Raw genomic sequence first — 24713 nt, forward strand, 5'->3', positions numbered from 1 at the left:
CGTGCGTCGGGGACTAGCCCTCCGCCGGCTCGTCGGTGCCGTGGCTGGCGGCGTCGCGGCCCTCCTGATCGGCGGCCTCCTCCAGCACGGGAGCGAGCGACAGCTTGCCGCGGTCGTCGATCTTGGTGATCTCCACCAGGATCTTCTGGCCGACGCCGAGCACGTCCTCGACGTTCTCGACGCGCTTGCCGCCGGCGAGCTTGCGGACCTCGCTGATGTGCAGCAGGCCGTCCTTGCCGGGGAGCAGCGAGACGAACGCGCCGAACGTCGCGATCTTGACGACGGTGCCGAGGAAGGACTCGCCGACCTCGGGGTTCGTCGGGTTCGCGATGGCGTTGACCTGCGCACGCGCGGCCTCCGCCGACGGGCCGTCGACGGCGCCGATGTAGACGGTGCCGTCCTCCTCGATGGAGATGTCGGCGCCGGTCTCGTCCTGGATGGCGTTGATCGTCTTGCCCTTCGGGCCGATCAGCTCGCCGATCTTGTCGACGGGGATGTTGACCGAGATCACGCGGGGCGCGGTCGGGGCCATCTCGTCGGGGGCGTCGATGGCCTGGTTCAGCACGCCGAGGATGGCCGTGCGGGCCTCCTTCGCCTGCTTGAGTGCGCCGTCGAGGACCGACGTGGGGATGCCGTCGAGCTTCGTGTCCAGCTGGATGGCCGTGACGAACTCCGACGTGCCCGCGACCTTGAAGTCCATGTCGCCGAGCGCGTCCTCGGCACCGAGGATGTCGGTGAGGGCCGCGTAGCGGACCTGGCCGTCGACGGTGTCGGAGACGAGGCCCATGGCGATGCCGGCGACGGGGGCGCGCAGCGGCACTCCCGCGTTCAGCAGCGACAGGGTCGAGGCGCAGACGGAGCCCATCGACGTGGAGCCGTTGGACCCGAGGGCCTCGGACACCTGGCGGATCGCGTAGGGGAAGTCCTCGCGGCTCGGCAGGACGGGGACGAGGGCGCGCTCGGCGAGGAAGCCGTGCCCGATCTCGCGGCGCTTCGGCGACCCGACGCGACCGGTCTCACCGGTGGAGTAGGGCGGGAAGTTGTAGTGGTGCAGGTAGCGCTTCTTCGTGATGGGCGACAGCGAGTCGATCTGCTGCTCCATCTTCAGCATGTTCAGCGTGGTGACGCCCAGGATCTGGGTCTCGCCGCGCTGGAAGATGGCCGAGCCGTGGACGCGCGGGATGACCTGCACCTCGGCGTCGAGCGGACGGATGTCGGCGAGGCCGCGGCCGTCCATGCGGATGCCGTCGCGGAGGATCCGGCCGCGGACGACCGTCTTCGTGACGGACTTGTACGCCGCGGAGAACTCGGTGAGCGCCGACTGGGGCAGCTCGCCGGCCTCGACCTTGGCGGCCACGGCCTCCTTGGTGCGGGTCTTGAGGGCGTCGTCGGCGTCCTGGCGCTCGATCTTGTCGGCGATCTGGTACACGCCGCCGAGGTCGGAGAGCGCGAGCTCGCTGACCGCGTCGTAGGTCTCCTGCGCGTACGGCAGGAAGACGGGGTAGTCGACCGTGGGCTTCGCGGCCTGCTGCGCGAGCGAGGCCTGCGCGGCGACGAGCTGCTGGATGAACGGCTTCGCGGCCTCGAGGCCCTGCGCGACGACGGCCTCGTCGGGCTTCGTGGCGCCTGCCTGGATGAGGTCCCAGGAGCCCTCGGTGGCCTCGGCCTCGACCATCATGATCGCGACGTCCTCGTTGCCCTCGGAGTCGGTGACGACGCGGCCGGCGACGGTGATGTCGAAGACGGCCTCCTTGAGCTGCGAGTGCTTCGGGAAGGCGACCCACTGGTCGCCGATGAGCGCGAGGCGCACACCCGCGATGGGGCCGGAGAACGGGATGCCCGAGAGCATGCTCGAGGCGCTCGCCGCGTTGATGGCGAGGCTGTCGTAGAACTCGTCCGGCGCGATGCTGAGGACGGTGATGACGACCTGGACCTCGTTGCGGAGGCCCGTGATGAACGACGGGCGCAGCGGCCGGTCGATGAGGCGGCAGACGAGGATCGCCTCGGTGGAGGGGCGGCCCTCGCGGCGGAAGAACGAGCCGGGGATCTTGCCCGCGGCGTAGCTGCGCTCCTCGACGTCGATGGTCAGGGGGAAGAAGTCGAAGTTGTCCTTCGGGTGCTTGCCCACCGAGGTGGCGGACAGCAGCATGGTGTCCTCGTCGAGGTACGCGGCGACCGCGCCCTGCGCCTGCTGCGCGAGGCGGCCGGCCTCGAACCGGACCGTGCGCGTTCCGTACTTGCCGTTGTCGAGGACTGCCTCGGCGAACTTGATCTCTGGACCTTCCATTGAGGTCTCTCTCCTTCGTGTTGCGCCTCTCGGCGACGCCCGTCGGGCGCTCGTCCTGCATCCCGTGTGGATGCGGACCTCCTACGACAGAGGAGGAGCGGGCGAGGCGACACGTCGGAGTCCGCCTGATGCGGGTCCCGGGTGCACGTGCGCGGCTGGTTCCGCTCGTCGGCCGGTGGCCGACGGCGGCGGGCGCATGTCTGGCCATCAGTGGGAATGCTCCGAGCGACTCGGAATACCACCACCAACGACCAGCTCCTGCCGGCCAGCTCCATCTGTCGTGATCGCATCGTGACGCTGGGCGCCCGCTGGATCACTGCGGCCATGGTAGCACCCGGCCCCTCGCCGGCCCCGGAGGACGGGGGCGCCCGGGTGTCGGGGGGATGACGCACCTCTTAACGGGAACGAGCCGCCACCCCGGAGGGTGACGGCTCGGCCGGTTCGCACGTGTGCGATCAGCGACGCGTGGTGCGTGTCAGCGGCGGATGCCCAGGCGCGCGATCAGGGCGCGGTAGCGCTCGATGTCGACGTTGGACAGGTAGCCGAGGAGACGACGACGCTGGCCGACCAGGAGGAGCAGGCCACGACGCGTGTGGTGGTCGTGCTTGTGCTCCTTGAGGTGCTCGGTGAGGCCCGTGATCCGCTTGGTGAGGAGCGCGATCTGCACCTCGGGGGATCCGGTGTCACCGGGGTGGGTCGCGTACTCGTCGATGATCGCCTTCTTGACGTCTGCTTCCAGAGCCATGTGATGATCCCCTCTCGTGTTCGTTGCGCGGCGCCCGTCACAGGATGTGCGAGCTCTCTTGATCCGCGGCCGTTCAGACGGCAACCGCACGAGCATACCAGAGGGCGGGGAGCCGATCCGCGGCCGGGCGGCCCGCGACGGGGCGGCGTCGGCGATCTCGGCTAGCGTGGAAATCCACCCTACAGAGACGACGCAGCGACACGTGAGCATCCCGCCCGAGACCTCCCCCATCCCGATCCCCGACGAACGGCAGGTCCGCGGCAGCCACTTCGTCGACCTGACGCCGCTGAGGGAGAGCCCCGCCTTCGCACGGCTCTGGGCGGGCAACGCGATCGCCGGCATCGGCAGCCAGATGACCATCGTCGCGATCGGGCTGCACGTGTACGAGCTCACGGGATCCACGGGCGCCGTCGCGCTCGTGGGCGTGCTGTCGCTCGTGCCGATGATCCTCGCGGGCCTCTACGGCGGCATGCTCGCCGACGCGTTCGACCGACGGAAGGTCGCGCTCATCGCGTCGTGCGCCGCGTGGGGCTCGACCATCGCGCTGGCGGCGCTCGCGTGGACGCACGCGGAGACGGTGTGGTCGCTGTACGCGCTGAGCATCCTCAACGCGGTCGCGGCGACGGTGATCGGCACGAGCCGGCAGGCGATCCTCCCCCGCATCCTCCCGCCGCACCTCCTGCCCGCGGCCAGCGCGCTGGGCGGGATCAGCCTCGGCGTGATGGTGACGGTGGGCCCGGCGCTCGCGGGCGTGCTCGTCGCGTCGGTCGGGTTCCAGTGGACCTACACGGTCGACGCCGTGCTCTTCCTGGCGGCGTTCACGGGCGTGCTCGCGCTGCCGCGGATCGCGCCGGAGGGCGAGGTGCAGCGGCCGGGGCTGGCGTCCATCAGGTACGGGCTCGGGTTCCTCAAGACCGCGCCGAACATCCGGATGTCGTTCATCGTCGACATCATCGCGATGACCCTCGGCCAGCCCCGGGTGCTCTTCCCCGCGGTGGGGGCCGTGGTGCTCGGCGGCGGGCCGGTGACCGTCGGGATCCTCACGGCGGCCGGCGCCGTCGGCAGCCTCGTGAGCAGCGTGCTGAGCGGATCCGTCGGGCGCGTCACGCGGCACGGGCGGGCGATCCGCCTGGCGATCGTCGCGTACGGGCTCTCGACGGCCGGGTTCGGGCTGGTGCTGCTGTTCGCGTCGCGGCCGGGGGTGCTGCACGGCATCGGATCGCGGATCGAGGACGCGAGCGTGCCGGGCATCGTCGCCGCCTCGGTGCTGCTCGCCTGCACGGGCGCGGCCGACAACATCTCCTCGATCTTCCGCAACACCATGCTGCAGACCGCCGTGCCGGACAACATGCGCGGGCGGCTGCAGGGCATCTTCATCGTCGTCGTCACGGGCGGGCCGCGGCTCGGCGACGCGTACGTCGGCATCGTCACCGCGTTCGCGGCGCTGTGGGTGCCGTCGCTGGTGGGCGGGCTGCTGATCGCGGTGGTGGTGTGGATCCTCATCCGCGCGCTGCCGTCCTTCGAGCTCTACGACTCCCGGAACCCCACCCCGTGACGCGGCGGAGGAGGCGGCGGACGCCGGTGCTCGTGACCCTGGCGGCGCTCGTGATCGTGATCGTCGCGGGTCTCGTGCAGTGGCACGGGGATCCGGGGACGGGCGCCGGGAACGCGGAGGACGCCGGGAGAGCCGAGGACGCCGGGCGTGGATCCGGGACCGGGCCCGGCGCGGAGCCGGCCGCGCCCGGATCCGCGCGGCTCGCCCTCGAGGGGCTCGAGGTGCGGACGGAGGAGCGGGTCGCCGGCTACGACCGCGAGTCGTTCGCCTGGCGCACGGACGTGGACCGCAACGGCTGCGACACCCGCAACGACGTTCTGCGACGCGACCTCGCCGAGACCATGATCCGCGGCGGGACACGCGGGTGCGTCGTGCAGTCCGGCGTGCTGACCGACCCGTACTCGGGCGAGCGCATCCCCTTCGACCGGTCGCGGGACCCCGAGGCGGTGCAGATCGACCACGTCGTGTCGCTGTCCGACGCGTGGTCCTCCGGCGCGTGGCGCTGGGACCCCGCCTACCGGGCGGCGTTCGCGAACGACCCGCTGGAGCTCGTCGCCGCGTCCGCCGCGGAGAACTCGGCGAAGTCGGACGCGACCGTCGACGAGTGGCTGCCCGAGCATCCGGACGACGCGTGCGCCCTCGTGGTGCGGCAGGTGTCGATCAAGGTGCGCACGGAGCTCAGCGTGACGCGCGCGGAGCACGACGCGATGGCGCGCGTGCTCGACGGCTGCGGGGACCTGCCGCTGCTGTCGTCCGACGACGTGCCGTGGCCGCCGCCCGTGCGATGACGCCGGGTGGTGCGGCCGGGTGGTGACACCGGGCGGTGACGCCGGATCTGCATCGTGGGCGAACCGATCGTCCGCTCGCTCCGAAGAGACCGCAATGCGCCGGACCCCAGAGACGCGATGCACCACGGGTCCGGATGTCATGGGGAGAGCGGTCGCACGGACGGCGCATGGAGAGGGGTCTCGGCGCCGGGACCACGACCGCAGGGCCGGCCCGTCATCGGGTCGGCCCATCTCCATGCCGGGGTGCTGTGCGCCGAGGCGACGAGCGACGGTCAGCCGGTGTCAGGATCCCCGTCATGGCCGTCTTCCCGCCCCGGACGCCGGAACGCGACAGGGTCGGGCCCGTCGTCTTCTCGCAGCTCCGGACCTCCTTCCTCCTCGCCGACAGGGGGACCGTGCAGATCACCGGCGAGATCGCGGACATCAGCACGAGCCGTACGCGCTTCGACCTCGTGGACACCTCGGGGGCCCTCGACGCCAGGACCCGTTCCATCCCCGTGATCTGCCGGCCGGAGACCGTCCGGGGGCTGCTCGTCGGCGATGTCGTCGAGCTCCGAGGCGCGTTCGACCTCCTCGAGCAGGACTGCCTGCTGGTGCTGCGACCGATGCGGGTGACCAAGAAGGAGCGCAGGGGCCGGCTGCCTGCCGCCGAGCAGCGGGCCGGCATCGCCCGTGATCCGCGGACGTGCGCCGCAGCGCGGGACCGGCTGCGACGCCGCACCGCCCCGCCGCCCCGGCTGCCGGTCCGCGCGGGGGCGCCGGGTTCCCTTCGAGTGACGTTCATCGGTCCGCTCGGCGATGTCGCGCAGGCGGACATCACGGCGGGCCTCCGGCTCGACAGGCTGGAGCCCCGATGGCGTGGCATCCCGTTCCACGACAGCCAGGCGATCGCGGACGTGATCAGGTCGGTGTCCCCGGAGGACACCGACCTGATCGTCGTGTACCGAGGCGGCGGCAGATGGCGGGACGGGGTCGCCCTCAACGACGTGCGGGTCGTCAATGCCGTCGCCGAGGCGGCCGTCCCCGTCGTCACGGCCATCGGCCCCACCGCGACGGAGGCAGCGGTCGCGTGGGTGGCCGACGGCGCCTTCCGGACGCCGACCGACGTGCGGAAGGCCCTCAACGCGCATCAGCACGTGGGCAACCCCGATCCCGACCACGTGCGCCGACCGCGACACGGCGCGCGAGGCAGGGGCTCCTCGACGACGGTGGCGTCCGCGTGCGCCGCGGAGGGTCCGTCCGACCCGGAGTCGTCGTCCGCGCATCCGGACGCGCACGTGGTGGCCGCCCGGGCGGAGGCGGCCTCCGCTCGACGGGCGCTGGTCGAGGCCGAGCGGACCTTCGCCCTCCACCGCATCCGGGTCCGGGCCGTGGTCCTCGGCTCCACCGCCGCGATGGCGACGATCCTCGCGACGGTCAGCCTCCGCGCGTGGATGGCCGGCGCGCCCTGGTACGCGGTCGTCGGCAGCGGCCTCGGCCTCCTGATCGCCGGGTCGGCAGGGTCGGTGTTCCTCTTCCGCGGACGCTCACGTGCGCTGCGTCCTCCTCGACGCGTCCGCGTGGGCACGCCCCAGGTGGGCGAGGACGCCTGGTTGTCCGCGATGCGCCACGCCTCCGCTCCCCGGCGGTACCGCCGCCTCCACGGAACCGCGGACGGAGGATGACGGTCAGGAGAGAAGGCCGAGCACGCCCATCCACGCCGTGCCGACGACGCCCCAGATGACGATGAGCACCACGGCCATCACGAAGCCGACGCGGAACCACTCCCTGGTCGTGACGTAGCCGGATCCGAACACCACGCCCGACGGCCCCGACGCGTAGTGCGAGATGCCGCCGAACAGGTTGCCGATGAAGCCGAGCACGAGGGCCGCGAACAGCGGCGGCGTGCCGGTCGCGACCGCGGCGCCGAGGAACACCGCGTACATCGCGACGATGTGGGCCGTGTTCGACGCGAACAGGTAGTGCGAGAAGAAGTAGACGAGCGCGAGCACCGCGAACGCCCACGGCCAGGGCAGGCCGCCGACGGATCCGGAGACGGCGCCGCCCACGAGGTCGATGACGCCGAGCGCGTCGAGCTGGTCGGCCATGCCGACGAGCACCGCGAAGAAGATGAGCGTCGACCACGCGGACGCGTTGGCCGCGAGGTGCGACCACTTGAGCACGCCCGTGACGAGCAGCACGGCGATGCCGCCGAAGGCCGCGGCGGTCGCGGGGATGCCGAGGAGGGATCCGCCGCACCACAGCACGAGCAGCAGCACGAAGGTCGCGGCCATGATGCGCTCGTGGCCCGACAGCGGCCCGAGCCCGCGCAGCTCCTCGCGGGCGTGCGCCGGCGCCTCGGGCGTGCGGGTGAGGGTCGGCGGGTACACGCGCGACATGGCCCACGGCACGACGATGAGGCTGAGGAGACCGGGCACGAGCGCCGCGAGCGCCCAGCCGCCCCAGGTGACCTCGATGCCGAGGTCGGCGGCGGCCTTCTGCGCGACCGGGTTGCCCGCCATGGCCGTGACGAACATGGCCGACGTGACCGTGTTGACCTGCACGCTCGTGAGGGCGAGGTAGGAGCCGAGGCGCCGGCGCGACGCGTCGGAGTCGGGGGTGGATCCCTGCACGCGGCTGAGCGACGCGACGATCGGGTACACGACCCCGCCCGCCCGCGCGGTGTTCGACGGGGTCGCGGGCGCGAGCACGAGGTCGGTGAGCGCCATGCCGTACGCGAGCCCGAGGCTGGATCCGCCGAGCCGCGATACGAAGGCCAGCGCGATGCGGCGCCCGAGGCCCGTGACGAGGAAGCCGTCGGCGATGAAGAACGACGCGACGATGAGCCAGATGGTGGGGTTCGCGAAGCCGACGAGCGCCTCGCCGTCGGTGGTCATGGTGCCCGTGAGCATCGCGACCGCGAGGCCGACCAGCGCGACGGGCGCGGTGGGCAGCGGCTGGAGGATGAGCGCGAGGACCGTGCCGACGAAGATCCCGGCCATGTGCATGCCGCGCGGGTCGACGCCCGCGGGCGGCGGCACGAGCGCGATGCCGACCGTGACCGCGACGATGACGAGGACCTGGATCAGCCGGGTGCGGCGCGCGGCGCGGGCGGCGGCGTGCGCCTCGGCGGCCGGGTCCGCGTCCTCCGCGACCGAGGCCACGCCGTCGGGCGCGGGATCCGCGTCGTCGCGCCCCGCTCCCCCGGGCGCCGGATCCGTCCCGGTTCCGGGGGCGGACGAGGGGCCGGGGGCTGCGGGAGGAGGGGTCATGACCGGCCCATCTTCCGCGCGTGCGGGGCCCGATGCCACTTGTCTTCATAGTGTTCACGCGCGCGCCGCCCGCCGGCCGGAGAGGCGACGGGCGGCGTCCGCGGGTCAGGCGGGTCAGGCGGGTCAGGCGGCGAAGCCCGTGGAGGTGACGACGTGCAGGCGCTGCGTGGGCCGGGTCATCGCGACGTACAGGCCGGCCGCGCCGCGCGACGTGTGCGCGAGGATCTCGTCCGGCTCGGCGATGACGACCACGTCGAACTCGAGGCCCTTCGCCTCCTGCGATCCGAGCACCGCGATGGGCCGGCCGAGGCCGCCCACGCCGATGCCGACCGCGGATCCGAAGCGCTCGGCGAGCGCGCGGTGCAGCTCCTCGACGCGGTCGTCGCGCGCGATGACCGCGAGCGTGCCCGCCTCGTCGCCCTCGCGCTCCTCGTCGACCACGTCGACGACCGCGGCCACGACCTCGTCGGCCTGGACCTCCACCGTGTCGATGGGGTGCTCGCCCTCGCGCACGGCGCGCGAGCGGGTGACCGGGAGGCCGTGCGCGAGGGCCATGCGCTCGGCGGCCTCGGCGATCCGCGCGGGCGTGCGGTAGTTGACGGTGAGCTCCTCGAGGCGCCACTCGCGGCCGAGCACCGGGCCGAGCGCGTCCTGCCAGCTGGTGACGCCCACGGCGGAGCTCGCCTGCGCGACGTCGCCGACGATCGTGAACGAGCGCAGCGGGCAGCGGCGGAGGAGCACGCGCCACTGCATGGGGCTGAGCTCCTGCGCCTCGTCGACCACGATGTGCCCGTAGGTCCAGGTGCGGTCGGACGCGGCGCGCTCGGCGGTGGTGCGGCGCGCGGCCTGCTCGGCGAAGCCCTCCGCGAGGCGCTCGGCCGTGACCATGCCGCCGACCCCCATGTTCTCGATGGCCTGCTCGGCGTTCTCGATGTCGCGGAGCCGCTGCTGCTCCCGCTCGCGGGCGCTCGCGTCGGCCTGCGCGCTGAACTCGCCGAGGAGCTCGGCGGCCTCGTCGAGCAGCGGCACGTCGGCCACGGTGAAGGGCGCGTCGCGGTCGCGGCGGAGGAGCGCGCGCTTCTCGGCGCTCCATCGGGGGGTGAGCGAGGCGAGCCAGTTCGGGCGCGCGTAGAGGTCCTGGACCAGCTTCTCGGGGGTGAGCGGCATCCACGCGGTGTTGAGCGCGACCTTCACGTCGTACGAGGTGCGGAGGTCCTCGCGGAGCATGGCGAGGTCGCTGTCGTCGAGGGCGCTGCCGTTGCGGCGCATCTGCGACGCGAGGACCTGCGCGAGGGAGCCGAGGGCCGCCTTGTTGAAGACGACGCGGGCCTCGTTGTGCGGCTTCCGGCTGTCCTGCGCGCGGCGCAGCGCGTTCGCCACGAGCGACGGCTCGAGCACGATGCGCTCGCCGTTCACGTCCAGCGTGACGGCCTCGGTGGGGACGACCTGGCGCGAGCGCACGGCGCGCTGCAGCAGGCCGGCCATCTCGGATCCGCCCTTCACGGCCGCGACCTCGGGCGCGTCCTCCGCGGCGGCGTCGATACCCGGGTAGAGCTGCCCGACGCTCGCGAGCACGACGCCCGTCTCCCCGAGGGACGGCAGGACCGCCTCTATGTACTGGAGGAACGAGCGGCTCGGCCCCACGACCAGCACGCCCGAGGACGCGAGGCGGTCGCGGTGCGAGTAGAGGAGGTACGCCGCGCGGTGCAGGGCGACGGCGGTCTTCCCCGTCCCCGGCCCGCCCTGCACGACGAGCACGCCGCGGAGGTCGGAGCGGATGATGCGGTCCTGCTCGGCCTGGATGGTGGCGACGATGTCGTTCATCCGGCCGGTGCGTCCCGCGGCGAGCGCGGCGAGCAGCGCGCCCTCGCCCTGGAGGCTGGTGCGGCCCTCGTCGAGCAACGTCGGGTCGAACACCTCGTCCTCGACGTGCACCACCTCGCGGCCGTGCGTCGTGAGGTGGCGGCGGGCCCGGGCGCCGAGCGGGGTGGCGGCGGTGGCCTGGTAGAAGGCGCTCGCCTGGGGCACGCGCCAGTCGAGGAGGAGCGGCTGCAGGTCGTCGTCGCGGAGGCCGATGCGGCCGATGTACCGGTAGACCGGATCGCCGGCCCCCGTCGTGGGCGCCGGCGCGCCGTCGCGCGGCTCGTCCTCCGGCAGGTGCCCCGCCTCGAACTCGAGCCGGCCGAACACGAGGCGCTCGTCGACCTCACGGAGCGCCTGCAGGCGGTCCTCGTAGATGCGCGCGAACGCGTCGCGCTCGGAGCGGTTCTGGTGCGTGCCGCCGGTGGGGCTGTCGCGCACCATGACCAGCTGATCCCGGGTCTCCGCGCGCACCGCGTCGAGTCGTCCGTAGAGGCGGCCGACGTACGCCCGCTCGCGATCCAGCTCCGTACCGGTCACCTGCACACACCCCTCGGGAATCCGGCGTCAATCCTACCGAGACGAGGGGGTCGTCCCGGACCGCGGGTGCCCCCGACGGGAGCGGCGGACGACGGCCGGCGGAGGGGTCAGCGGCGCGTGCCGACCAGGCTCTGCGGGCCCGTCGGGCTCGGCCGCGCGCGCCGCCGGAGGGCGCGACGGCGGGCGTTCTCGGAGCGAGCCGTGAGGATCAGGGCCACCACCACGCCGATGAGGGCGCCGAGCCCGTTGTGCACGACGTCGCGGACGTCGGAGACCCGCGTCGGGAGGAACGCCTGCGCGGTCTCGATGAGCGCCGAGAGGCCCACCCCGAGCGCGATCGCGAGCCACCAGCGCGGACGGCCGAGCAGCAGCACGAGGAACATGCCCACCGGCACGAACATCACGACGTTCGCGGCGCCCTCCACGACGGAGTAGGTGATCCACGAGGTGCCGTCGTGCCGGTGCAGGGCCCGCAGCCCCCGGAAGAGGAAGCCGTCGATGCGGCGGTCGTAGGGCTCCGGCGACAGCGTGATCCACGCGACGAGCCCGAGGTACAGGCCCGTGGCGGTGCCGAGGAGGGGGTGGCGGAGGAGCATCCGTCCATCATCCGGGCATTCCCCTGGGTGCCGGATCCGCCGCAGGTGCCGGTTCCATGACGTCGTGTGGCGATCTCCCCCTCCTCGGGGATGAGGCCGTGGCACCCTGTGCGTGCAGCGCACCCGCGAAGCCTCGCGTCCCGTCCGCATCCGCGACCGGGACACGCCTGCGATCCTCACCCGCTCGCCGCGGACGGTCGTGCAGGCCGTCCGACGGCACGAGAGACCCGCGGAGGTCCCCATGCTCGACAGCACCGATCGGATCCTGACGTCGCACGCCGGCAGCCTGCCGCGCACGGACGCGCTCATCGCCGCCAACGCCGCCCGCGCCGCGGCGCGGAAGGCCGCCGTGCCGCCATCGGACGCGGACGGCGCCGGGCCGGACGCCGGGCCGGACGCCCCGCCCGCCGACGGCCTCGACGAGGTCCTCGCCGACGCGGTCGACGGCCTCGTCTCCCGCCAGCGCGAGGTCGGGATCGCCCTCCCCGGCGACGGCGAGTACGGCAAGGCCATGTCGAGCGCGATCGACTACGGCGCCTGGTGGTCGTACTCGTTCCAGCGGCTCAGCGGCCTGGAGCTCGTGCCCGGCGGCCCGTTCTCCTCCGAGCCCGTGCGCAGCTCACCCGGCGACGTGCGGTTGACGACGTTCCCCGACCGCCGCGACTGGACGATCTTCGCGGACGCCTACGGGGACCCGTCGAGCGGCATCACGGTGGGCGACGCGCCCCTCGACTTCCCGAGCGCCACCGGCCCGGTCGCCTACACGGGCCACGCGGCGATCCAGGCGGACATCGCGCACCTGCGCCACGCGCTCGACGAGAACGGGTACGAGCAGGGGTTCATCACGTCCCTCTCCCCCGGCAGCGCGTCGCGCATCGGGAACCAGCACTACGCGACCGAGGAGGAGTTCATCTGGGCGTGCGCGGACGCGATGCGCGAGGAGTACGTCGCGATCATCGACGCGGGGCTCGTGCTGCAGATCGACGACCCGTCCATCGCGGAGAACTGGGACCAGATCAACCCGGAGCCGAGCGTGGAGGACTACCTGGCGTTCACGCGCATCCGCGTGGAGGCGCTCAACCACGCGCTGCGGGGGCTTCCGCAGGAGCGGATCCGCTTCCACCTGTGTTGGGGCTCGTGGCACGGGCCGCACACGACGGACATCGAGTTCCGGCACATCGTGCGGACGATGCTCGACATCGACGCGGGCGCGTACTCGTTCGAGGGCGCGAACGCGCGGCACGAGCACGAGTGGCGCGTGTGGGAGGACGTGGAGCTGCCGGACGGCAAGGTCATCGTGCCGGGCGTGGTGGGGCACGCGACCAACGTGGTCGAGCACCCGGAGCTCGTGGCCGACCGGATCGAGCGCTACGCGCGGCTCGTGGGGCGGGAGCGCGTGATCGCGTCGACCGACTGCGGGCTCGGCGGGCGGATCCACCCGCAGATCGCGTGGGCGAAGCTGGAGAGCCTGGCGCAGGGGGCGGAGATCGCGACCCGGCGGCTCTGGCGCTGAGCGCCGCGGGACGACGGGAGGCCGGACGCGTGGTGCGCCCGACCCTCCGTCGTCGCGTGTCGCGTGTCACGTGGCGCGCGACTCGTGGGGCGCGACTCGTGGCGTCGCGTCAGAGCGTGAGGATGGCGTGCACGTCGTGGCCGACCAACCGCTCCCTGCCGCCGAGGCCGTCGAGCTCGAGCACCACGCCGATGCCGGCGACCTCGTAGCCGGCGCGCTCCAGCAGGCGGGCGGCGGCCTGGAGCGTGCCGCCCGTCGCGAGGACGTCGTCGAGGAGCAGCACGCGGGATCCCGGCATGAGCTGGCCCGGGTGCAGCTCGATGGCCGCCTCGCCGTACTCCAGGTCGTAGGACTCGCGCAGCACCTCGCCGGGGAGCTTGCCGGCCTTGCGCACCGCCAGGGTGCCGACGCCGGAGGCGTAGGCGGCGGCCGCGGCGAGCAGGAAGCCGCGCGCCTCGACGCCCGCGACCGCATCGACGGGGCCGCCGACGGCCACGAGGTCGTCGACCACGGCGCGGAGGGCGGTGCCGTCGGCGAGCACGGGAGTGAGGTCGCGGAAGAGGATCCCCGACTGGGGGAAGTCCGGGACGGTGAGCAGCAGGGACGCGACGAGGTCGGAGACGGGGGTGTCAGGCACCCGACAACGGTAGTCGGTGGCGGGGCAGCGGCCGTCCGCCAGGTGGATGTGGTGGGCTGGGCGCGCCCCGACCGCCCGCACCCGCATCGACCCGAGGAGCCCATGGACCCCGTCGAGATCCTGCGCGACCTCGTCGCGCGCGCGACCGCCGTCGAGGCGCCGCTCGAGGCGGGACCGGCGCTCGTCGCCGTCGCGCTCGCCGCGGCGCTCGTCCTCGTGCCGCCGGCCTGGCGGATCACGCGGCACGCCGTGACGATCGTGCACGAGGGCGGCCACGGGCTCGCGGCGACGCTGAGCGGGAGGCGGCTCGCCGGGATCCGGCTGCACTCCGACACCTCTGGCCTCACCGTGAGCGTCGGCCGACCGCGCGGGCCGGGCATGGTCGTGACGCTGCTCGCGGGGTACCCGGCGCCCGCGCTCGCGGGCCTCGGCGCCGCCTGGCTCGCCGGCCAGGGGCGCTCCGCCGCCGTGCTCTGGCTGTGGCTCGTGCTGCTGGCGCTCGTCGTGATCCAGGTGCGCAACTGGTTCGGCCTGTGGTCGTGCCTGGTGGCGGGCGTGGTGGTCGGGGTGATCGCCGGGGTCGCGCCGGTCGTCGTGCAGGGCGTCGCGGCGCACGCGCTCGCGTCGTTCCTGCTGCTCGGCGCGCTCCGGGCGACCCTCGAGCTGCAGCGCGCCCGCTCCCGGCGGGGTGGCGACGCGTCCGACGCCGACCAGCTCGGGCGGCTGACGCACCTGCCCGGGATCCTGTGGGTCGGCGTGCTCCTCGTCGTCGCGGCCGCCTGCCTCGTCGGCGGGGTGCTGCTGCTCGGGATCCCGGCGCTCCTCGGCGCCTGACGCGATCCGCCCGCCCCGCACGCGACGCGGCCGCCGCGCCCCGGGGACGCGGCGGCCGCGGGAGGACGGGACCTACATCTCCTCGTGCGTGTCCGGGTCGCCGTCCCAGAGGCGCGACTGCGGGCCGGATCCGATGAGACGCACCTCCTCCTCGCTCAGCTCGAAGCCGAAGACGTCGAGGTTGGTGCGCTGGCGCTCGGGGTCCGTGGACCGCGGGATGGGCAGGGCGCCGGACTGGATGTGCCAGCGGAGCACCGCCTGCGCGGGCGTCACGCCGTGCGCTTCGGCGGCGGCGACCACGTGCGGGTCCCGCATGAGCTGCTCGCGCGTGCCGAACGGCGACCAGCTCTCGGTCACGATGCCGCGGCGCGCGTGCTCGGCGCGGAGGTCGGCCTGGGTGAAGGTCGGGTGCAGCTCGACCTGGTTGACGACCGGCAGCACGCCCGTCTCGTCCTCGAGGCGCTGCAGGTGCGCGGGCGTGAAGTTCGAGACGCCGATGGAGCGGACGAGGCCGCGCTCCTTCAGCTCGACGAACGCGCGCCAGCTGTCGACGTACCTGTCCACGCTGGGGTTCGGCCAGTGGATGAGGTACAGGTCCACGTGGTCGACGCCGAGCGTCGCGCGCGACTGTTCGAAGGACGCGAGCGTCTCCTCGTAGCCGTGGTGGCGGCCGGGCAGCTTGGTGGTGAGGAAGAGCTCCTCCCGCGGGACGCCCGAGCGGCGCATCCCCTCGCCTACCGCGGCCTCGTTGCCGTAGTTGAGGGCCGTGTCGAGCAGGCGGTAGCCGGCGCCGATCGCGCCGGAGACGAGGTCGGCACCCGCGTCGTCGTTGAGCCCGTACGTGCCGAGGCCGATGGCGGGGATGCGGTTCCCGTCGGACAGTTCCAGTGTGGGGATCGTGGTCATCCCCTCACGCTACGCCCGGGTCAGGCGCGGTCGACGGGGGCGGATCCGGCACCGGCCGCGGCGTCGTCGGCGGACGCGTCGTCCGCCTCGTCCTGTTCCCCGGCCTCACGGGCATCGGCCTCGGGATCGCGCCCGAAGACGGTGCCGAGGGCCCACGCGATCATGCCGCAGACGGTGAGGATGTCGGCCACGTTGAAGACGGCGAACCACTCGACGGCGATGAAGTCGACGACGTGCCCCGACAGCGGCCCGTCCTCGGCGCGCGTGATCCGGTCGAACAGGTTGCCGAGCGCGCCGGCGAGCACCGCGGAGAGCAGCAGCACCTGGAGCGTCGAGGCGCGGTGGCGGATCTGCCAGCCGACCCAGACGGCGAGGCCGAGCGCGAGCCCGATGATGCCGACGGTGAGCAGCGGCCCCACCTCGGCGCCCATGCCGAAGGAGACGCCGGGGTTGTAGACGAGGGCGAACCGCACCGTCGGGACGAGCTCGATCTGCCGGCCGCCGCCGAGGGAGTCCACGGCCCAGCGCTTGCTGATCTGGTCGAGCACGAAGCCCACGACCACGACGACCGCCGCGAGCGCCACGACGACGGGGCGGGAGATGCGCGGACGGCGTGCGGCGGGGGGTGCGGTGGTCACGCGACGAGCCTAGGCGGTGGTCGCGGCCGGATCCTCCGGGCTGCCGTCCGCGTCGGCGACGGGCGCGGCGGCGGCGCGGTCGCGGATCCGCGTGGCCGCCTCCCGCGGGAACGTGCTGCGGACGAGGTGGCGCGTGCCGTCGGCCGACTCGATCGACACGGCGGGGCCGGCGTCCAGCAGGACCGCGGCTCCCCCGCCCGGGAGGGCGCGGACGCCGATGCCGCGGACGGACCGCGGCCGGAGGTGGTCGACGACCGTGCAGTCCGCGATGGCCGCGTACGGGATCCGGATGCGCTTCACCGGCACCAGCGCGACCTCGACCTCGTCGGGATCCAGCGTGATGCGGATGCGGAACGACCCGACCACCGCGCCCGCCGCCAGCAGCACGAGACCCGCGACGATCCCGAGGACGCCTCCGCCGGTGGCGACGACGACCACGAGACCCAGCGCCGCGACCGCGAGCCCGACGACGCGGATCGCGCGCGGGGCGGGTGTGGTCTGGCGGAAGCGCGCGTCGGGCGAGGGCGTGGTCACGCCCTCACCCTAGGTGCGCGGCGGTTCGCCCGGGTCGGGCAGACCGGTCCGGCCGACGGGTCAGGCGTGCTGCTCGTCGTGCTCGCCCTCGGCGATCTCCTCGATCAGCTTCGCGTTGAAGGCGGGCAGGTCGTCGGGGTTGCGGCTCGTGACGAAGCCGCTGTCGACCACGACCTCCTCGTCGACCCACTCGGCGCCCGCGTTGCGCATGTCGGTGGCGAGGGTCGGGTACGAGGTCATGCGGCGGCCGTCGACCACGCCGGCCTCGATGAGGATCCACGGCGCGTGGCAGATGGACGCGACGGGCTTGCCCGCCGTGAAGAAGGCCTTGGCGAACGCGACCGAGTCGGCGTCGACGCGGAGGTCGTCCGCGTTCACGACGCCGCCGGGCAGCACGAGGCCGTCGTACTCGGACGCGTCGGCGTCCTTCACCTGGACGTCCACGTCGAACGTGTCCGCCTTGTCGATGTGGTTCAGGCCCTGCACGGTGTCCGACTTCGGGGACACCAGCACGGGCGTGCCGCCGGCCTCCTGCACGGCCTTCCACGGCTCCGTCAACTCGACCTGCTCGAAGCCGTCCGTCAGCAGGAAGGCCACCTTGCGGCCCTGGATGCTCTCTCCGGTCATGTGCGTTCCTCCTCGTGAGAGTGGTGCCGCCCGGTCGGACGGCGCGTTCGACGCTACGCTCGCGCGCCGCCGGCGACCGCGGTGCGGAAGACGTTCACAGGGCGTCCAGAGACGGCGGTGTCGATCGCGAAGACGCCGCCCGAGAGCGGGTGCTCCTCGAGCTGCTCCTCCGTGAGGTTCTCCCGTGCGGTGCCGATCACGAGGGTGCGGAGGTCGGGGCCGGCGAAGGCCACGGACGTGACGTTCGGCGCCGGGATCTGGATCTCCAGGTCCTTCGTGCCGTCGGGCGCCCAGCGGACGACCTTGCCCGCGCCGTAGATCCCGTTCCACGCGTAGCCGTCGACGTCAAGGGTGAGGCCGTCGCTCATCTCGCCGTGGATCCAGCGCTCCGGCTCCCCCAGCTCGCCGTCGGCGGAGTAGGGCGCGCGGTAGACCGTCTTCTCGGACGTGTCGGTGAGGATCATCGTGCGGCCACCGTCCGTCCACTCGAAGCCGTTGGTGATGGCGAAGCCGCCGAGGAGCGTGCGCAGGGTGCCGGAGCCGTCGATCGAGTAGATCGCCGCGTCGGGCTCGCCCTCGGTGACGTCCATGGATCCGATGACGAAGCGGCCGCGGGGATCGACCTTGCCCTCGTTCATCCGGATGCCGTCGTGCGCGTGCCGCACGTGCGCGAGCTCGCGCGTGATGCGGCCCTCCCGGTCGACGAGCACGATGCGGTCGCCGAGCCCCGCGACGTAGCCGCCGTCGTCGGCCGGCTGGAAGGACGCCAGCGGCGGCGGCAGCTCGAGGACCGTGTCGTCGGATCCGTCGACCGCGCCCGTCCACGGGCTCCGGTGCAGCGTGCCGGCCGTGATGTCGTTCCACATCACGTCGCCGGCGGGATCCCACCAGAGGCTCTCGACGAGGATCGCGCGGGCGTCGCGGAGGACGCGGAGGTCGGAGGTGAGGGCGCTCATGGATCCAGCCAAGCACCCGGGGGGCCGCTCGTCCGTCGAGCGAAGCGCCGGCCGCCCTCGCTGGACGCGCACTGTGAGCGCACTCACCGTTCGTGCGACACGGATCCGGCGGGCGTACCGTCGAAGGCAGGCCGGACGTCGCGCGAACGCGCGCCCGGCCCACGCGGGCCCGTCCCACCGGACGCCGCGCCGCACGGATCGGGAGACCCCCGACCCCACGAGAACGAGAACCGAGGAGTCGCACATGACCACGACCGTCGAACGCCCCACCAGCGCATCCGCGAAGGCCACCCAGCCCGAGGGCTCCAAGCCCACCAAGCGCCAGAACGCCGAGCGCGGCTTCAAGGCCAGCGAGCAGCTGCACGAGAACATGCAGAAGGTGCTCGTCGACCTGATCGAGCTGCACATCCAGGGCAAGCAGGCGCACTGGAACGTCGTGGGCAAGAACTTCCGCGACCTGCACCTCCAGCTCGACGAGATCATCGAGTCGGCGCGCGAGTTCAGCGACGACCTGGCCGAGCGGATGCGCGCCCTGCACGCCACGCCCGACGGCCGCAGCGACACCGTCGCCGAGACCACGACGCTCCCCGAGTACCCGCAGGGCGAGGTGGACACCGCCGAGACCGTCGACCTCGTGACCCAGCGCCTCGAGGCCGCCGTGCACACCATGCGCGAGGTCCACGACGACGTCGACGAGGAGGACCCGACCACCGCGGACCTGCTCCACGGCTTCATCACCGCGCTCGAGCAGTACGCGTGGATGGTCTCCGCCGAGAACCGCCGCGTCGGATCCGCCGCCGAGTAGCGCGAGCAGCACGCACATCACGATCCGAGGGCCGCGCCACCAGGTGCGGCCCTCGTCATGTCCGCACGCATCACGATGACGCCCCTCCCGAGGGGCAGTGAGGAGACCGAGATGGATCTCGGCATCACAGGGAAGACCGCGCTCGTCACGGGCGCCGACTCGGGGATCGGGTGGGAGACCGCCCGCATCCTCCTCGCGGAGGGCGCCACCGTCGTCCTCAGCGACCAGGACCAGGGCGCGCTCGACGAGGCCGCTGCGAAGCTCGACGGCGGCGACCGCGTGCACGCGTTCGCGGCCGACGTGACGAGCGTCGCCTCGCTCGACGCGCTGCACGAGAAGGTGCAGGAGGCCGTCGGCGACATCGACATCCTCGTGCAGTCCGCGGGCATCACCGGCGCGCAGGGGCTCTTCCACGAGATCGACGACGCGGGCTGGACGAACACCATCGAGGTGGATCTCCTCGGACCCGTACGCCTCGTGAAGCGGTTCCTCCCGTCGCTCCGGAAGGGCGGCTGGGGCCGGATCGTGTTCCTCGCCTCCGAGGACGCCGTGCAGCCGTACGACGACGAGCTCCCCTACTGCGCCGCCAAGGCCGGGATCCTCGCGCTGTCGAAGGGCCTGTCGCGCAGCTACGCGAAGGAGGGCCTGCTCGTGAACGCGGTGTCGCCCGCCTTCATCCACACGCCCATGACCGACGCGATGATGGAGAAGCGCGCCGACCAGCTGGGCACCTCGACGGAGGACGCGATCGAGTCGTTCCTCGACGAGGAGCGCCCCTACATGGAGCTGAAGCGCCGCGGCGAGCCCGCCGAGGTCGCGAACGTCGTCGCGTTCCTCTGCTCCGACCTCGCGTCGTTCGTGAACGGATCCAACTACCGCGTCGACTCCGGATCGGTGGCGACGATCTGATGGCCGGCCTGTCGAAGGGCGACCGCGTCACCTGGAACACGCCCCAGGGCGAGACGCACGGGAAGGTCGTCGAGGAGAAGACGAAGGACTTCCAGCACGACGGCCAGCACTTCACGGCATCGGGCGACGAGCCCGCGTACATCGTGGAGAGCGACAAGTCCGGCACGACCGCGGCCCACAAGGGATCCGCGCTGACGAAGAGGAAGTAGGCGCGGCCTCCCCCGCGGGTACCGGCGACCGGTACCCGCGAGGGGCGACCCGGCCGGATCCCCGCGCCTAGGCTGTGGCCGATGGACACCGGGACCGCCGACGCGACGCGCGCACGCACGCCGCGCGCACCCCGGCACCGCGACGGCGTGGAGCTGTTCGTGGACGTGGTCGTCGGCCTCGTGCTCGCGGGCATCGCCGTGAACCCGCCGGTGGACGTCCAGGAGGCGGGTCTCCACGTCGCCGTCCTCATGCTCCTGGCGGTCGTCGTGCGCTCCGTGTACCCCGGCGCGGCGCTCGCGCTGGCCTGGGTCATGGCGCTGGCGCAGTGGCACGTGGGTGAGCGCCCCGGCTTCGCGGACCTCGCCCTCCTCCTCGTGCTGTACTCGACCGCTCGGCGCGGGTCGCGTGCGACGGCCGTGCTGGGCGCCGCCTCCGCCGTCGTCGGGGGTGCCATGGCCACGGTGTACCTGCTGCACACGGGCGCCCGCTACTCGCTCCTCATCAGCCCGGGCGGCCTCGGCGCCATGATCTTCGTCGCGGCCCCGGTCCTGATGCTGCTGCTCGCGTGGCTGACGGGTCTCGTGATCCGTGTGGTCCGCGCCCGCAGTTCGGAGTCGCGCCTCCGCGTGCAGGCCGAGGACACCGCCGTGAAGGCCGTCGACCTCGCGCAGGCCGAGACGCTGCGGGCGAGCATGGCGCGCGACGTGCACGACATCGTCGGGCACTCGCTCGCGGTGATCATCGCGCAGGCCGACTCGGTGCAGTTCCTCGACGACGAGGAGCGGATCCGCGGCGTCTCCGCCACCATCGCCGACACCGCGCGGCGCTCGCTCGCGGAGGTGCGCGAGGTGCTGAGCGGCACGAGCACGGCCGACGGCGACGACGGGCCCGAGGACCTCGACGCGGTCGTCGCGCAGGTGCGGGCCGCCGGCGTCGACCTCGTACACGAGGTGCGCGGGCAGCGCCGGGCCGTGGATCCGGCGCGCCAGGTCGTCCTGCGCCGCGTCGCGCAGGAGATGACCACCAACGCGATGCGGCACGGCGCCGCCGGCGGCCGCATCCGCCTCCGCGAGACGTGGCGCGCGGCCGACGTGGTGCTCGAGGTCGAGAACCCCGTCGTCCCGCCGGGTGCCGTGCCCGACCGCGCCGGCCCGCTCGGCCTCGAGTCGCTGCGGCTCGGCACCGGCGTCGAGGGCATGCGCGCCCGCCTCGCCGCCGTCGGCGGCGACCTCGAGGCCGAGGCGGTCGACTACCTGTTCACCGCCCGCGCGCGCATCCCCCTGCCATCCGCCCATTCCATGCCCGTGCCGGGAGGCCGCCCGTGATCCGCATCGTGCTCGTCGACGACCAGCAGCTGTTCCGCGGCGGCGTGCGCGTCGCCCTCGACGCCCAGCCCGACCTCGAGGTCGTCGGCGAGGCCGGCGACGGACGGGAGGGCCTCGCGGTGATCGACGAGCTGCGACCCGACGTCGTGCTGCTCGACATGCGGATGCCCGTGATGGACGGCCTCGAGACCGTGCGCGCGCTCTTCGGCGGCTCGCGCGCCGAGCCGCCGCGGGTCATCGTGCTGACCACGTTCGCGCTCGACCGCGCGTCCGCCACCGCGATCCGCGGCGGCGCGAGCGGCTTCCTCCTCAAGGACGCGACGCCCGCCTTCCTCGCGGCGGCCATCCGCGCCGTGCACGCGGGCAGCGCCGTGCTGGCGCCCGACGAGCTCACGCAGCTGTTCACGTCCGACGCCGCCGCCGCGCCCGCTCCCCCGGCGCCGCCCGCGTTCCGGTCGCTGAGCGCGCGCGAGAAGAACGTCTTCGGGCACGTGGCGCGCGGCCTCTCGAACGCGGAGGTCGCCGCGCTCGAGTTCGTGAGCGAGTCGACCGTGAAGACGCACGTGAGCAGCATCCTCGCGAAGCTGGCGCTCCGGGATCGCGTGCAGCTCGTCGTGTACGCGCACGACCACCGGCTCGTGGAGCGCTCGGGGGCGTAGCGGATCAGCCGCCGAGCGCGCCGCCGCAGCGGTGGACCTCGGTCGCGAGGGCGTCGATCTCGGCGCGCGCGGTCTCCGCCGGGACCGACGGATCCACGTCCTCCGCCCAGATCGTGAAGTCGACCTCGGTGCCGTCCTCGGCGTCCGCGATGCCGGTGAGACCGTGCATCCGCTCGAGCGTGCCGGTCTTGCCGCGGATGCGCCCGGCCGCCGCGTCGGCCTCGCCCGTGAACCGGCCGCCCTCCGCGAGGGTGCCGGTGCGGCCGGCGACGGCGAGACCGGCGTCGACGATCGCGAGGTCGTCGACGTGCTGCGCGATCCGCACCATGAGCCGCGTGAGGAGGAGCGCGGGAACCCGGTTCCCGTCGGACAGGCCGGAGCCGTCGATGAGCACGACGCCGTCCATCGGCAGGTCGAGCGCGGCGAGGGCGGTGGGCGTGCCGCTCCGGATGTCCGTCGCGGCGCTCCCGGCGCCCGTCTCGATCGCGACGAGCCGCGCCAGGGTCTCGGCGAGCGTGTCGTCGGAGTGGGTGAGCATGTGGCCCACGAGGTCGCGCACGGGCACGGACTCGACGGTGCCGAGCACGGCGGCTCCGGCGGGCGCGGTCACGAGCGGGCCGTCGGTCGCGACGCCGTCGCCGTTGCCGTCGCCGAGCAGCTCCGCGAACGCGTCCGCCGCGCGCGCGACGGCCGCGTCACCCCGGCGCGAGTAGGGCTCGGCCGGGTCGTCGCGGTCACCGTCGACCATGAGCGCGGTGATGTTCGACATGGATCCGCCGCGCCGGGCCTCCAGCGGCCACTCCGGCAGCCAGGCGGGACCGGTGAAGAGGCTGCTGTCGACCTGGAGGCGGCGGACGGGCACGCCGGCGGTGTCGGGGTCGGCGCGCCGGGCGTCGAGCACCTGCCGCGCCAGGTCGTCGAGGTGCGGGGCGCCCGGGTAGACGCCGTCGGTGCCCGACGGCAGACGGCTGAGCGTGGGGTCGCCGCCGCCCACGAGGACGACCGTGTCGGCGCGCGCGCCCTGCACGACGCGCGTGGCGATGCGCCGGTCCGGGCCGAGCGCCTCGACGGCCGCCGCCGCCGTGAGGACCTTCATGGTGCTGGCGGTGGGGGCGGGCACGTCGCCGCGCACGTCCGCCAGGGTCGCACCCGCGCCGCGGTCGACCTCCGCCGCGGAGAGGTGCAGCGTGCCGGTGGACCAGCCGCCGGTCAGCGCCTCGACCGTGCAGCCGGCGGGATCCGCGGAGGCGCCGCCGACCGGCGACGGGATGATCCCCGTGGCGACGCCGGCGCCCACGACGGCGGTCGCGACCACGGCCGCGAGGAGCGCCCGCCGTCGCCGGGCGACGCGCGAGCTGGGGCGCGGCGACCGTCGCACGGGCGCGGGCTGGGATCCGGTCATGTCCCCAGGGTAGGAAATGCGGAGGCTGCCCGCCTCCGCCGCGCGGACGATTCGCGTGGGCGGACACGCGGCATCAGCGCAGCAGCCCGCCCTGCCGCCCCGACTCCGCCCAGGCGAGCGCACGCGTGACGACGCGCTCGCTCACGTCGAGCACGCGCGCGATCTCGGCGGTGTCGCGGCCCTTGGAGCGCTCCTCGACGGCGATCATAAGCTTCCGCCGCGTGATGCCCTTGGGCAGCGATGGCGGGGCGGGTGCCGTCGGCGCGGGTGCCGCGGCGGGCTCGGCCGGTCGGCGGCGGTGCTTCTCCTCAGCCGCGGTCGCGTCCACGGTGGCCAACGCGAGCGTGACCGCGAAGAGGCCGCGCCCGGCGGCGGTGCCGGCCTCCAGCCCGTCGCGGATGGCGCGGAAGGCTATGCCGCGCGCCTCGAGCCCGTTGAGGATCCGCACGACGTCGGCTGATCCCGGCCCCAGCCGATCGAGGCTCACGACGAGCAGCTCGTCGTTCTCGCGGAGGTAGTCGAGGGCGTCCTGCAGGCTCGGACGCGCGGCCTTCGGGCCCGCGGCGACGTCGACGAAGATGCGCTCGCAGCCCGCGGCGTCGAGGGCGTCGACCTGGTCCTGGTACGACTCGTCGGCGCGCGCGACGCGCGCGTATCCCACCAGCGTGGTCATGCGCCGTCCCTCACGATGCTCTCCCCCTGCTCCTGCCTCCCCCTCAGCCGAGCGCGCGACGGGCGGACGCCTCTGAGGCGCCCGCCCGTCCGCTCACGCGCGGATCAGCTCGCGTCGTCGGACTGCGGCGAGGCCGTGTCCTTCTTCTCCTGCAGGCGCTCGATCTGCTCGCTCGCCTCCGCCTTGTTGAGGTCGGCGGGGATCTCCTCGCCGGCCTGCGTGGCGAGCGAGTCGAGGTAGCTGCGCTGCGCACCCGTCATCGGCTCGTCGCCCGTGACCCACGTGCTCGGGTCCTTCTCGGCACTCTGGGGCGGCGTGGGCGTGGAGGAGCCGAGCATCTCCTTGTCGCCGGTGGTGTCCTGGTTGGCATCGCTCATGGTCGTGTCTCCTCGTGGTCGTGATTCTGACGCTACTCGCGACCCCCGACGCTCGACCGGCCGGGCGGCAGACGATCGACACCGAG

The 24713-nt window shown here is 73.5% G+C and carries 24 protein-coding genes; 10 read left to right on the plus strand and 14 right to left on the minus strand.

What is annotated here, in order from left to right:
- Positions 1–13: 13 nt before the first annotated feature.
- Positions 14–2287, minus strand: coding sequence for a polyribonucleotide nucleotidyltransferase (locus tag AWH51_RS02505; RefSeq protein WP_063070555.1), 2274 nt, complete (start codon positions 2285–2287; stop codon positions 14–16).
- 475 nt (positions 2288–2762) lie between these two features.
- Entirely contained in the window at positions 2763–3032 is a 270-nt protein-coding gene (rpsO, locus tag AWH51_RS02510) for a 30S ribosomal protein S15 (RefSeq protein ID WP_012038735.1), read from the minus strand.
- A gap of 202 nt (positions 3033–3234) precedes the next feature.
- Here rpsO and AWH51_RS02515 point away from each other — a divergent pair, with 202 nt between their 5' ends.
- From AWH51_RS02515 to AWH51_RS02525, 3 genes are all read left to right on the plus strand, one after another.
- A complete protein-coding gene (locus tag AWH51_RS02515; protein WP_175345452.1) occupies positions 3235–4587 on the plus strand; it encodes an MFS transporter in 1353 nt (450 codons plus the stop codon).
- Positions 4588–4613: 26 nt separating this feature from the next.
- Positions 4614–5375 carry an HNH endonuclease family protein gene (locus tag AWH51_RS02520; RefSeq protein WP_063070556.1) on the plus strand — a complete coding sequence of 254 codons (762 nt, stop codon included), beginning with the start codon at positions 4614–4616 and terminating at the stop codon, positions 5373–5375.
- A 296-nt stretch (positions 5376–5671) separates the two neighbouring features.
- Positions 5672–7039, plus strand: coding sequence for an exodeoxyribonuclease VII large subunit (locus tag AWH51_RS02525; RefSeq protein ID WP_063070557.1), 1368 nt, complete (start codon positions 5672–5674; stop codon positions 7037–7039).
- A 3-nt stretch (positions 7040–7042) separates the two neighbouring features.
- Here the strand turns inward: AWH51_RS02525 and AWH51_RS02530 are convergent, their stop codons facing one another.
- The 3 genes from AWH51_RS02530 to AWH51_RS02540 all read right to left on the minus strand — a co-directional run bounded on the left by AWH51_RS02530 (position 7043) and on the right by AWH51_RS02540 (position 11622).
- On the minus strand, positions 7043–8626 hold the full coding sequence (locus AWH51_RS02530; protein ID WP_254654445.1) for a DASS family sodium-coupled anion symporter: 1584 nt from the start codon (positions 8624–8626) through the stop codon (positions 7043–7045).
- A 123-nt stretch (positions 8627–8749) separates the two neighbouring features.
- Positions 8750–11026 (minus strand): HelD family protein, encoded by a 2277-nt coding sequence (locus AWH51_RS02535; RefSeq protein WP_175345453.1) that lies wholly within the window; start codon positions 11024–11026, stop codon positions 8750–8752.
- 107 nt (positions 11027–11133) lie between these two features.
- Entirely contained in the window at positions 11134–11622 is a 489-nt protein-coding gene (locus tag AWH51_RS02540) for a VanZ family protein (RefSeq protein ID WP_063070560.1), read from the minus strand.
- A 241-nt stretch (positions 11623–11863) separates the two neighbouring features.
- Between AWH51_RS02540 and AWH51_RS02545 the strand changes: the two genes are divergently transcribed.
- Positions 11864–13135, plus strand: a complete 1272-nt coding sequence (locus AWH51_RS02545) for a cobalamin-independent methionine synthase II family protein (RefSeq protein ID WP_063070698.1) — start codon at positions 11864–11866, stop codon at positions 13133–13135.
- A 109-nt stretch (positions 13136–13244) separates the two neighbouring features.
- Here AWH51_RS02545 and AWH51_RS02550 read toward each other — a convergent pair whose 3' ends face one another.
- Entirely contained in the window at positions 13245–13772 is a 528-nt protein-coding gene (locus tag AWH51_RS02550; RefSeq protein ID WP_063070561.1) for an adenine phosphoribosyltransferase, read from the minus strand.
- A 102-nt stretch (positions 13773–13874) separates the two neighbouring features.
- On the opposite strand from AWH51_RS02550, the gene AWH51_RS02555 reads away from it, so the two are divergent.
- Entirely contained in the window at positions 13875–14606 is a 732-nt protein-coding gene (locus AWH51_RS02555; protein WP_063070562.1) for a M50 family metallopeptidase, read from the plus strand.
- Positions 14607–14678: 72 nt separating this feature from the next.
- On the opposite strand, the gene AWH51_RS02560 is transcribed toward AWH51_RS02555, so the two are convergent.
- The 5 genes from AWH51_RS02560 to AWH51_RS02580 are packed head-to-tail and all read right to left on the minus strand — an operon-like array spanning position 14679 to position 18267.
- On the minus strand, positions 14679–15512 hold the full coding sequence (locus tag AWH51_RS02560) for an aldo/keto reductase (RefSeq protein WP_063070563.1): 834 nt from the start codon (positions 15510–15512) through the stop codon (positions 14679–14681).
- A gap of 20 nt (positions 15513–15532) precedes the next feature.
- Positions 15533–16150, minus strand: coding sequence for a signal peptidase II (locus tag AWH51_RS02565; protein WP_063070564.1), 618 nt, complete (start codon positions 16148–16150; stop codon positions 15533–15535).
- A gap of 9 nt (positions 16151–16159) precedes the next feature.
- Positions 16160–16684 (minus strand): hypothetical protein, encoded by a 525-nt coding sequence (locus tag AWH51_RS02570; RefSeq protein WP_063070565.1) that lies wholly within the window; start codon positions 16682–16684, stop codon positions 16160–16162.
- A gap of 60 nt (positions 16685–16744) precedes the next feature.
- Positions 16745–17311 carry a type 1 glutamine amidotransferase domain-containing protein gene (locus AWH51_RS02575; RefSeq protein ID WP_063070566.1) on the minus strand — a complete coding sequence of 189 codons (567 nt, stop codon included), beginning with the start codon at positions 17309–17311 and terminating at the stop codon, positions 16745–16747.
- Between the two features lie 53 nt (positions 17312–17364).
- The gene (locus AWH51_RS02580) at positions 17365–18267 is read right to left on the minus strand and encodes an SMP-30/gluconolactonase/LRE family protein (RefSeq protein WP_063070567.1); all 903 of its coding nucleotides are present in this window, start codon (positions 18265–18267) and stop codon (positions 17365–17367) included.
- Between the two features lie 244 nt (positions 18268–18511).
- Here AWH51_RS02580 and AWH51_RS02585 point away from each other — a divergent pair, with 244 nt between their 5' ends.
- The 5 genes from AWH51_RS02585 to AWH51_RS02605 all read left to right on the plus strand — a co-directional run bounded on the left by AWH51_RS02585 (position 18512) and on the right by AWH51_RS02605 (position 22175).
- Positions 18512–19072 carry a Dps family protein gene (locus AWH51_RS02585; RefSeq protein ID WP_063070568.1) on the plus strand — a complete coding sequence of 187 codons (561 nt, stop codon included), beginning with the start codon at positions 18512–18514 and terminating at the stop codon, positions 19070–19072.
- 111 nt (positions 19073–19183) lie between these two features.
- Positions 19184–19981, plus strand: a complete 798-nt coding sequence (locus AWH51_RS02590; RefSeq protein WP_063070569.1) for an SDR family NAD(P)-dependent oxidoreductase — start codon at positions 19184–19186, stop codon at positions 19979–19981.
- On the plus strand, positions 19981–20190 hold the full coding sequence (locus AWH51_RS02595) for a DUF2945 domain-containing protein (RefSeq protein WP_063070570.1): 210 nt from the start codon (positions 19981–19983) through the stop codon (positions 20188–20190). Before AWH51_RS02590 ends, AWH51_RS02595 begins: the two co-directional genes overlap by 1 nt.
- Before the next feature lie 81 nt (positions 20191–20271).
- On the plus strand, positions 20272–21516 hold the full coding sequence (locus tag AWH51_RS02600) for a sensor histidine kinase (protein ID WP_063070571.1): 1245 nt from the start codon (positions 20272–20274) through the stop codon (positions 21514–21516).
- On the plus strand, positions 21513–22175 hold the full coding sequence (locus AWH51_RS02605) for a response regulator (RefSeq protein WP_063070572.1): 663 nt from the start codon (positions 21513–21515) through the stop codon (positions 22173–22175). Before AWH51_RS02600 ends, AWH51_RS02605 begins: the two co-directional genes overlap by 4 nt.
- 4 nt (positions 22176–22179) lie before the next feature.
- Here AWH51_RS02605 and AWH51_RS02610 read toward each other — a convergent pair whose 3' ends face one another.
- The 3 genes from AWH51_RS02610 to AWH51_RS02620 all read right to left on the minus strand — a co-directional run bounded on the left by AWH51_RS02610 (position 22180) and on the right by AWH51_RS02620 (position 24627).
- Positions 22180–23577: a D-alanyl-D-alanine carboxypeptidase/D-alanyl-D-alanine-endopeptidase gene (locus AWH51_RS02610; RefSeq protein WP_063070573.1), complete on the minus strand. Its 1398-nt coding sequence runs from the start codon at positions 23575–23577 to the stop codon at positions 22180–22182.
- A 73-nt stretch (positions 23578–23650) separates the two neighbouring features.
- A complete protein-coding gene (locus AWH51_RS02615) occupies positions 23651–24250 on the minus strand; it encodes a recombinase family protein (protein ID WP_063070574.1) in 600 nt (199 codons plus the stop codon).
- A 104-nt stretch (positions 24251–24354) separates the two neighbouring features.
- Entirely contained in the window at positions 24355–24627 is a 273-nt protein-coding gene (locus tag AWH51_RS02620) for a DUF3072 domain-containing protein (protein WP_063070575.1), read from the minus strand.
- Positions 24628–24713 lie beyond the last annotated feature (86 nt).

The organism is Clavibacter tessellarius (assembly GCF_001618005.1).
Classification (GTDB): domain Bacteria; phylum Actinomycetota; class Actinomycetes; order Actinomycetales; family Microbacteriaceae; genus Clavibacter; species Clavibacter tessellarius_A.

Coding starts and splice junctions, on each gene's coding strand:
- AWH51_RS02505 (WP_063070555.1), bottom strand. CDS start 2,287: ATGGAAGGTCCAGAGATCAAGTTCGCCGAGGCAGTCCTCGACAACGGC.
- rpsO (WP_012038735.1), bottom strand. CDS start 3,032: ATGGCTCTGGAAGCAGACGTCAAGAAGGCGATCATCGACGAGTACGCG.
- AWH51_RS02525 (WP_063070557.1), top strand. CDS start 5,672: ATGGCCGTCTTCCCGCCCCGGACGCCGGAACGCGACAGGGTCGGGCCC.
- AWH51_RS02530 (WP_254654445.1), bottom strand. CDS start 8,626: ATGACCCCTCCTCCCGCAGCCCCCGGCCCCTCGTCCGCCCCCGGAACC.
- AWH51_RS02540 (WP_063070560.1), bottom strand. CDS start 11,622: ATGCTCCTCCGCCACCCCCTCCTCGGCACCGCCACGGGCCTGTACCTC.
- AWH51_RS02545 (WP_063070698.1), top strand. CDS start 11,864: ATGCTCGACAGCACCGATCGGATCCTGACGTCGCACGCCGGCAGCCTG.
- AWH51_RS02555 (WP_063070562.1), top strand. CDS start 13,875: ATGGACCCCGTCGAGATCCTGCGCGACCTCGTCGCGCGCGCGACCGCC.
- AWH51_RS02560 (WP_063070563.1), bottom strand. CDS start 15,512: ATGACCACGATCCCCACACTGGAACTGTCCGACGGGAACCGCATCCCC.
- AWH51_RS02575 (WP_063070566.1), bottom strand. CDS start 17,311: ATGACCGGAGAGAGCATCCAGGGCCGCAAGGTGGCCTTCCTGCTGACG.
- AWH51_RS02580 (WP_063070567.1), bottom strand. CDS start 18,267: ATGAGCGCCCTCACCTCCGACCTCCGCGTCCTCCGCGACGCCCGCGCG.
- AWH51_RS02585 (WP_063070568.1), top strand. CDS start 18,512: ATGACCACGACCGTCGAACGCCCCACCAGCGCATCCGCGAAGGCCACC.
- AWH51_RS02590 (WP_063070569.1), top strand. CDS start 19,184: ATGGATCTCGGCATCACAGGGAAGACCGCGCTCGTCACGGGCGCCGAC.
- AWH51_RS02595 (WP_063070570.1), top strand. CDS start 19,981: ATGGCCGGCCTGTCGAAGGGCGACCGCGTCACCTGGAACACGCCCCAG.
- AWH51_RS02600 (WP_063070571.1), top strand. CDS start 20,272: ATGGACACCGGGACCGCCGACGCGACGCGCGCACGCACGCCGCGCGCA.
- AWH51_RS02610 (WP_063070573.1), bottom strand. CDS start 23,577: ATGACCGGATCCCAGCCCGCGCCCGTGCGACGGTCGCCGCGCCCCAGC.
- AWH51_RS02615 (WP_063070574.1), bottom strand. CDS start 24,250: ATGACCACGCTGGTGGGATACGCGCGCGTCGCGCGCGCCGACGAGTCG.
- AWH51_RS02620 (WP_063070575.1), bottom strand. CDS start 24,627: ATGAGCGATGCCAACCAGGACACCACCGGCGACAAGGAGATGCTCGGC.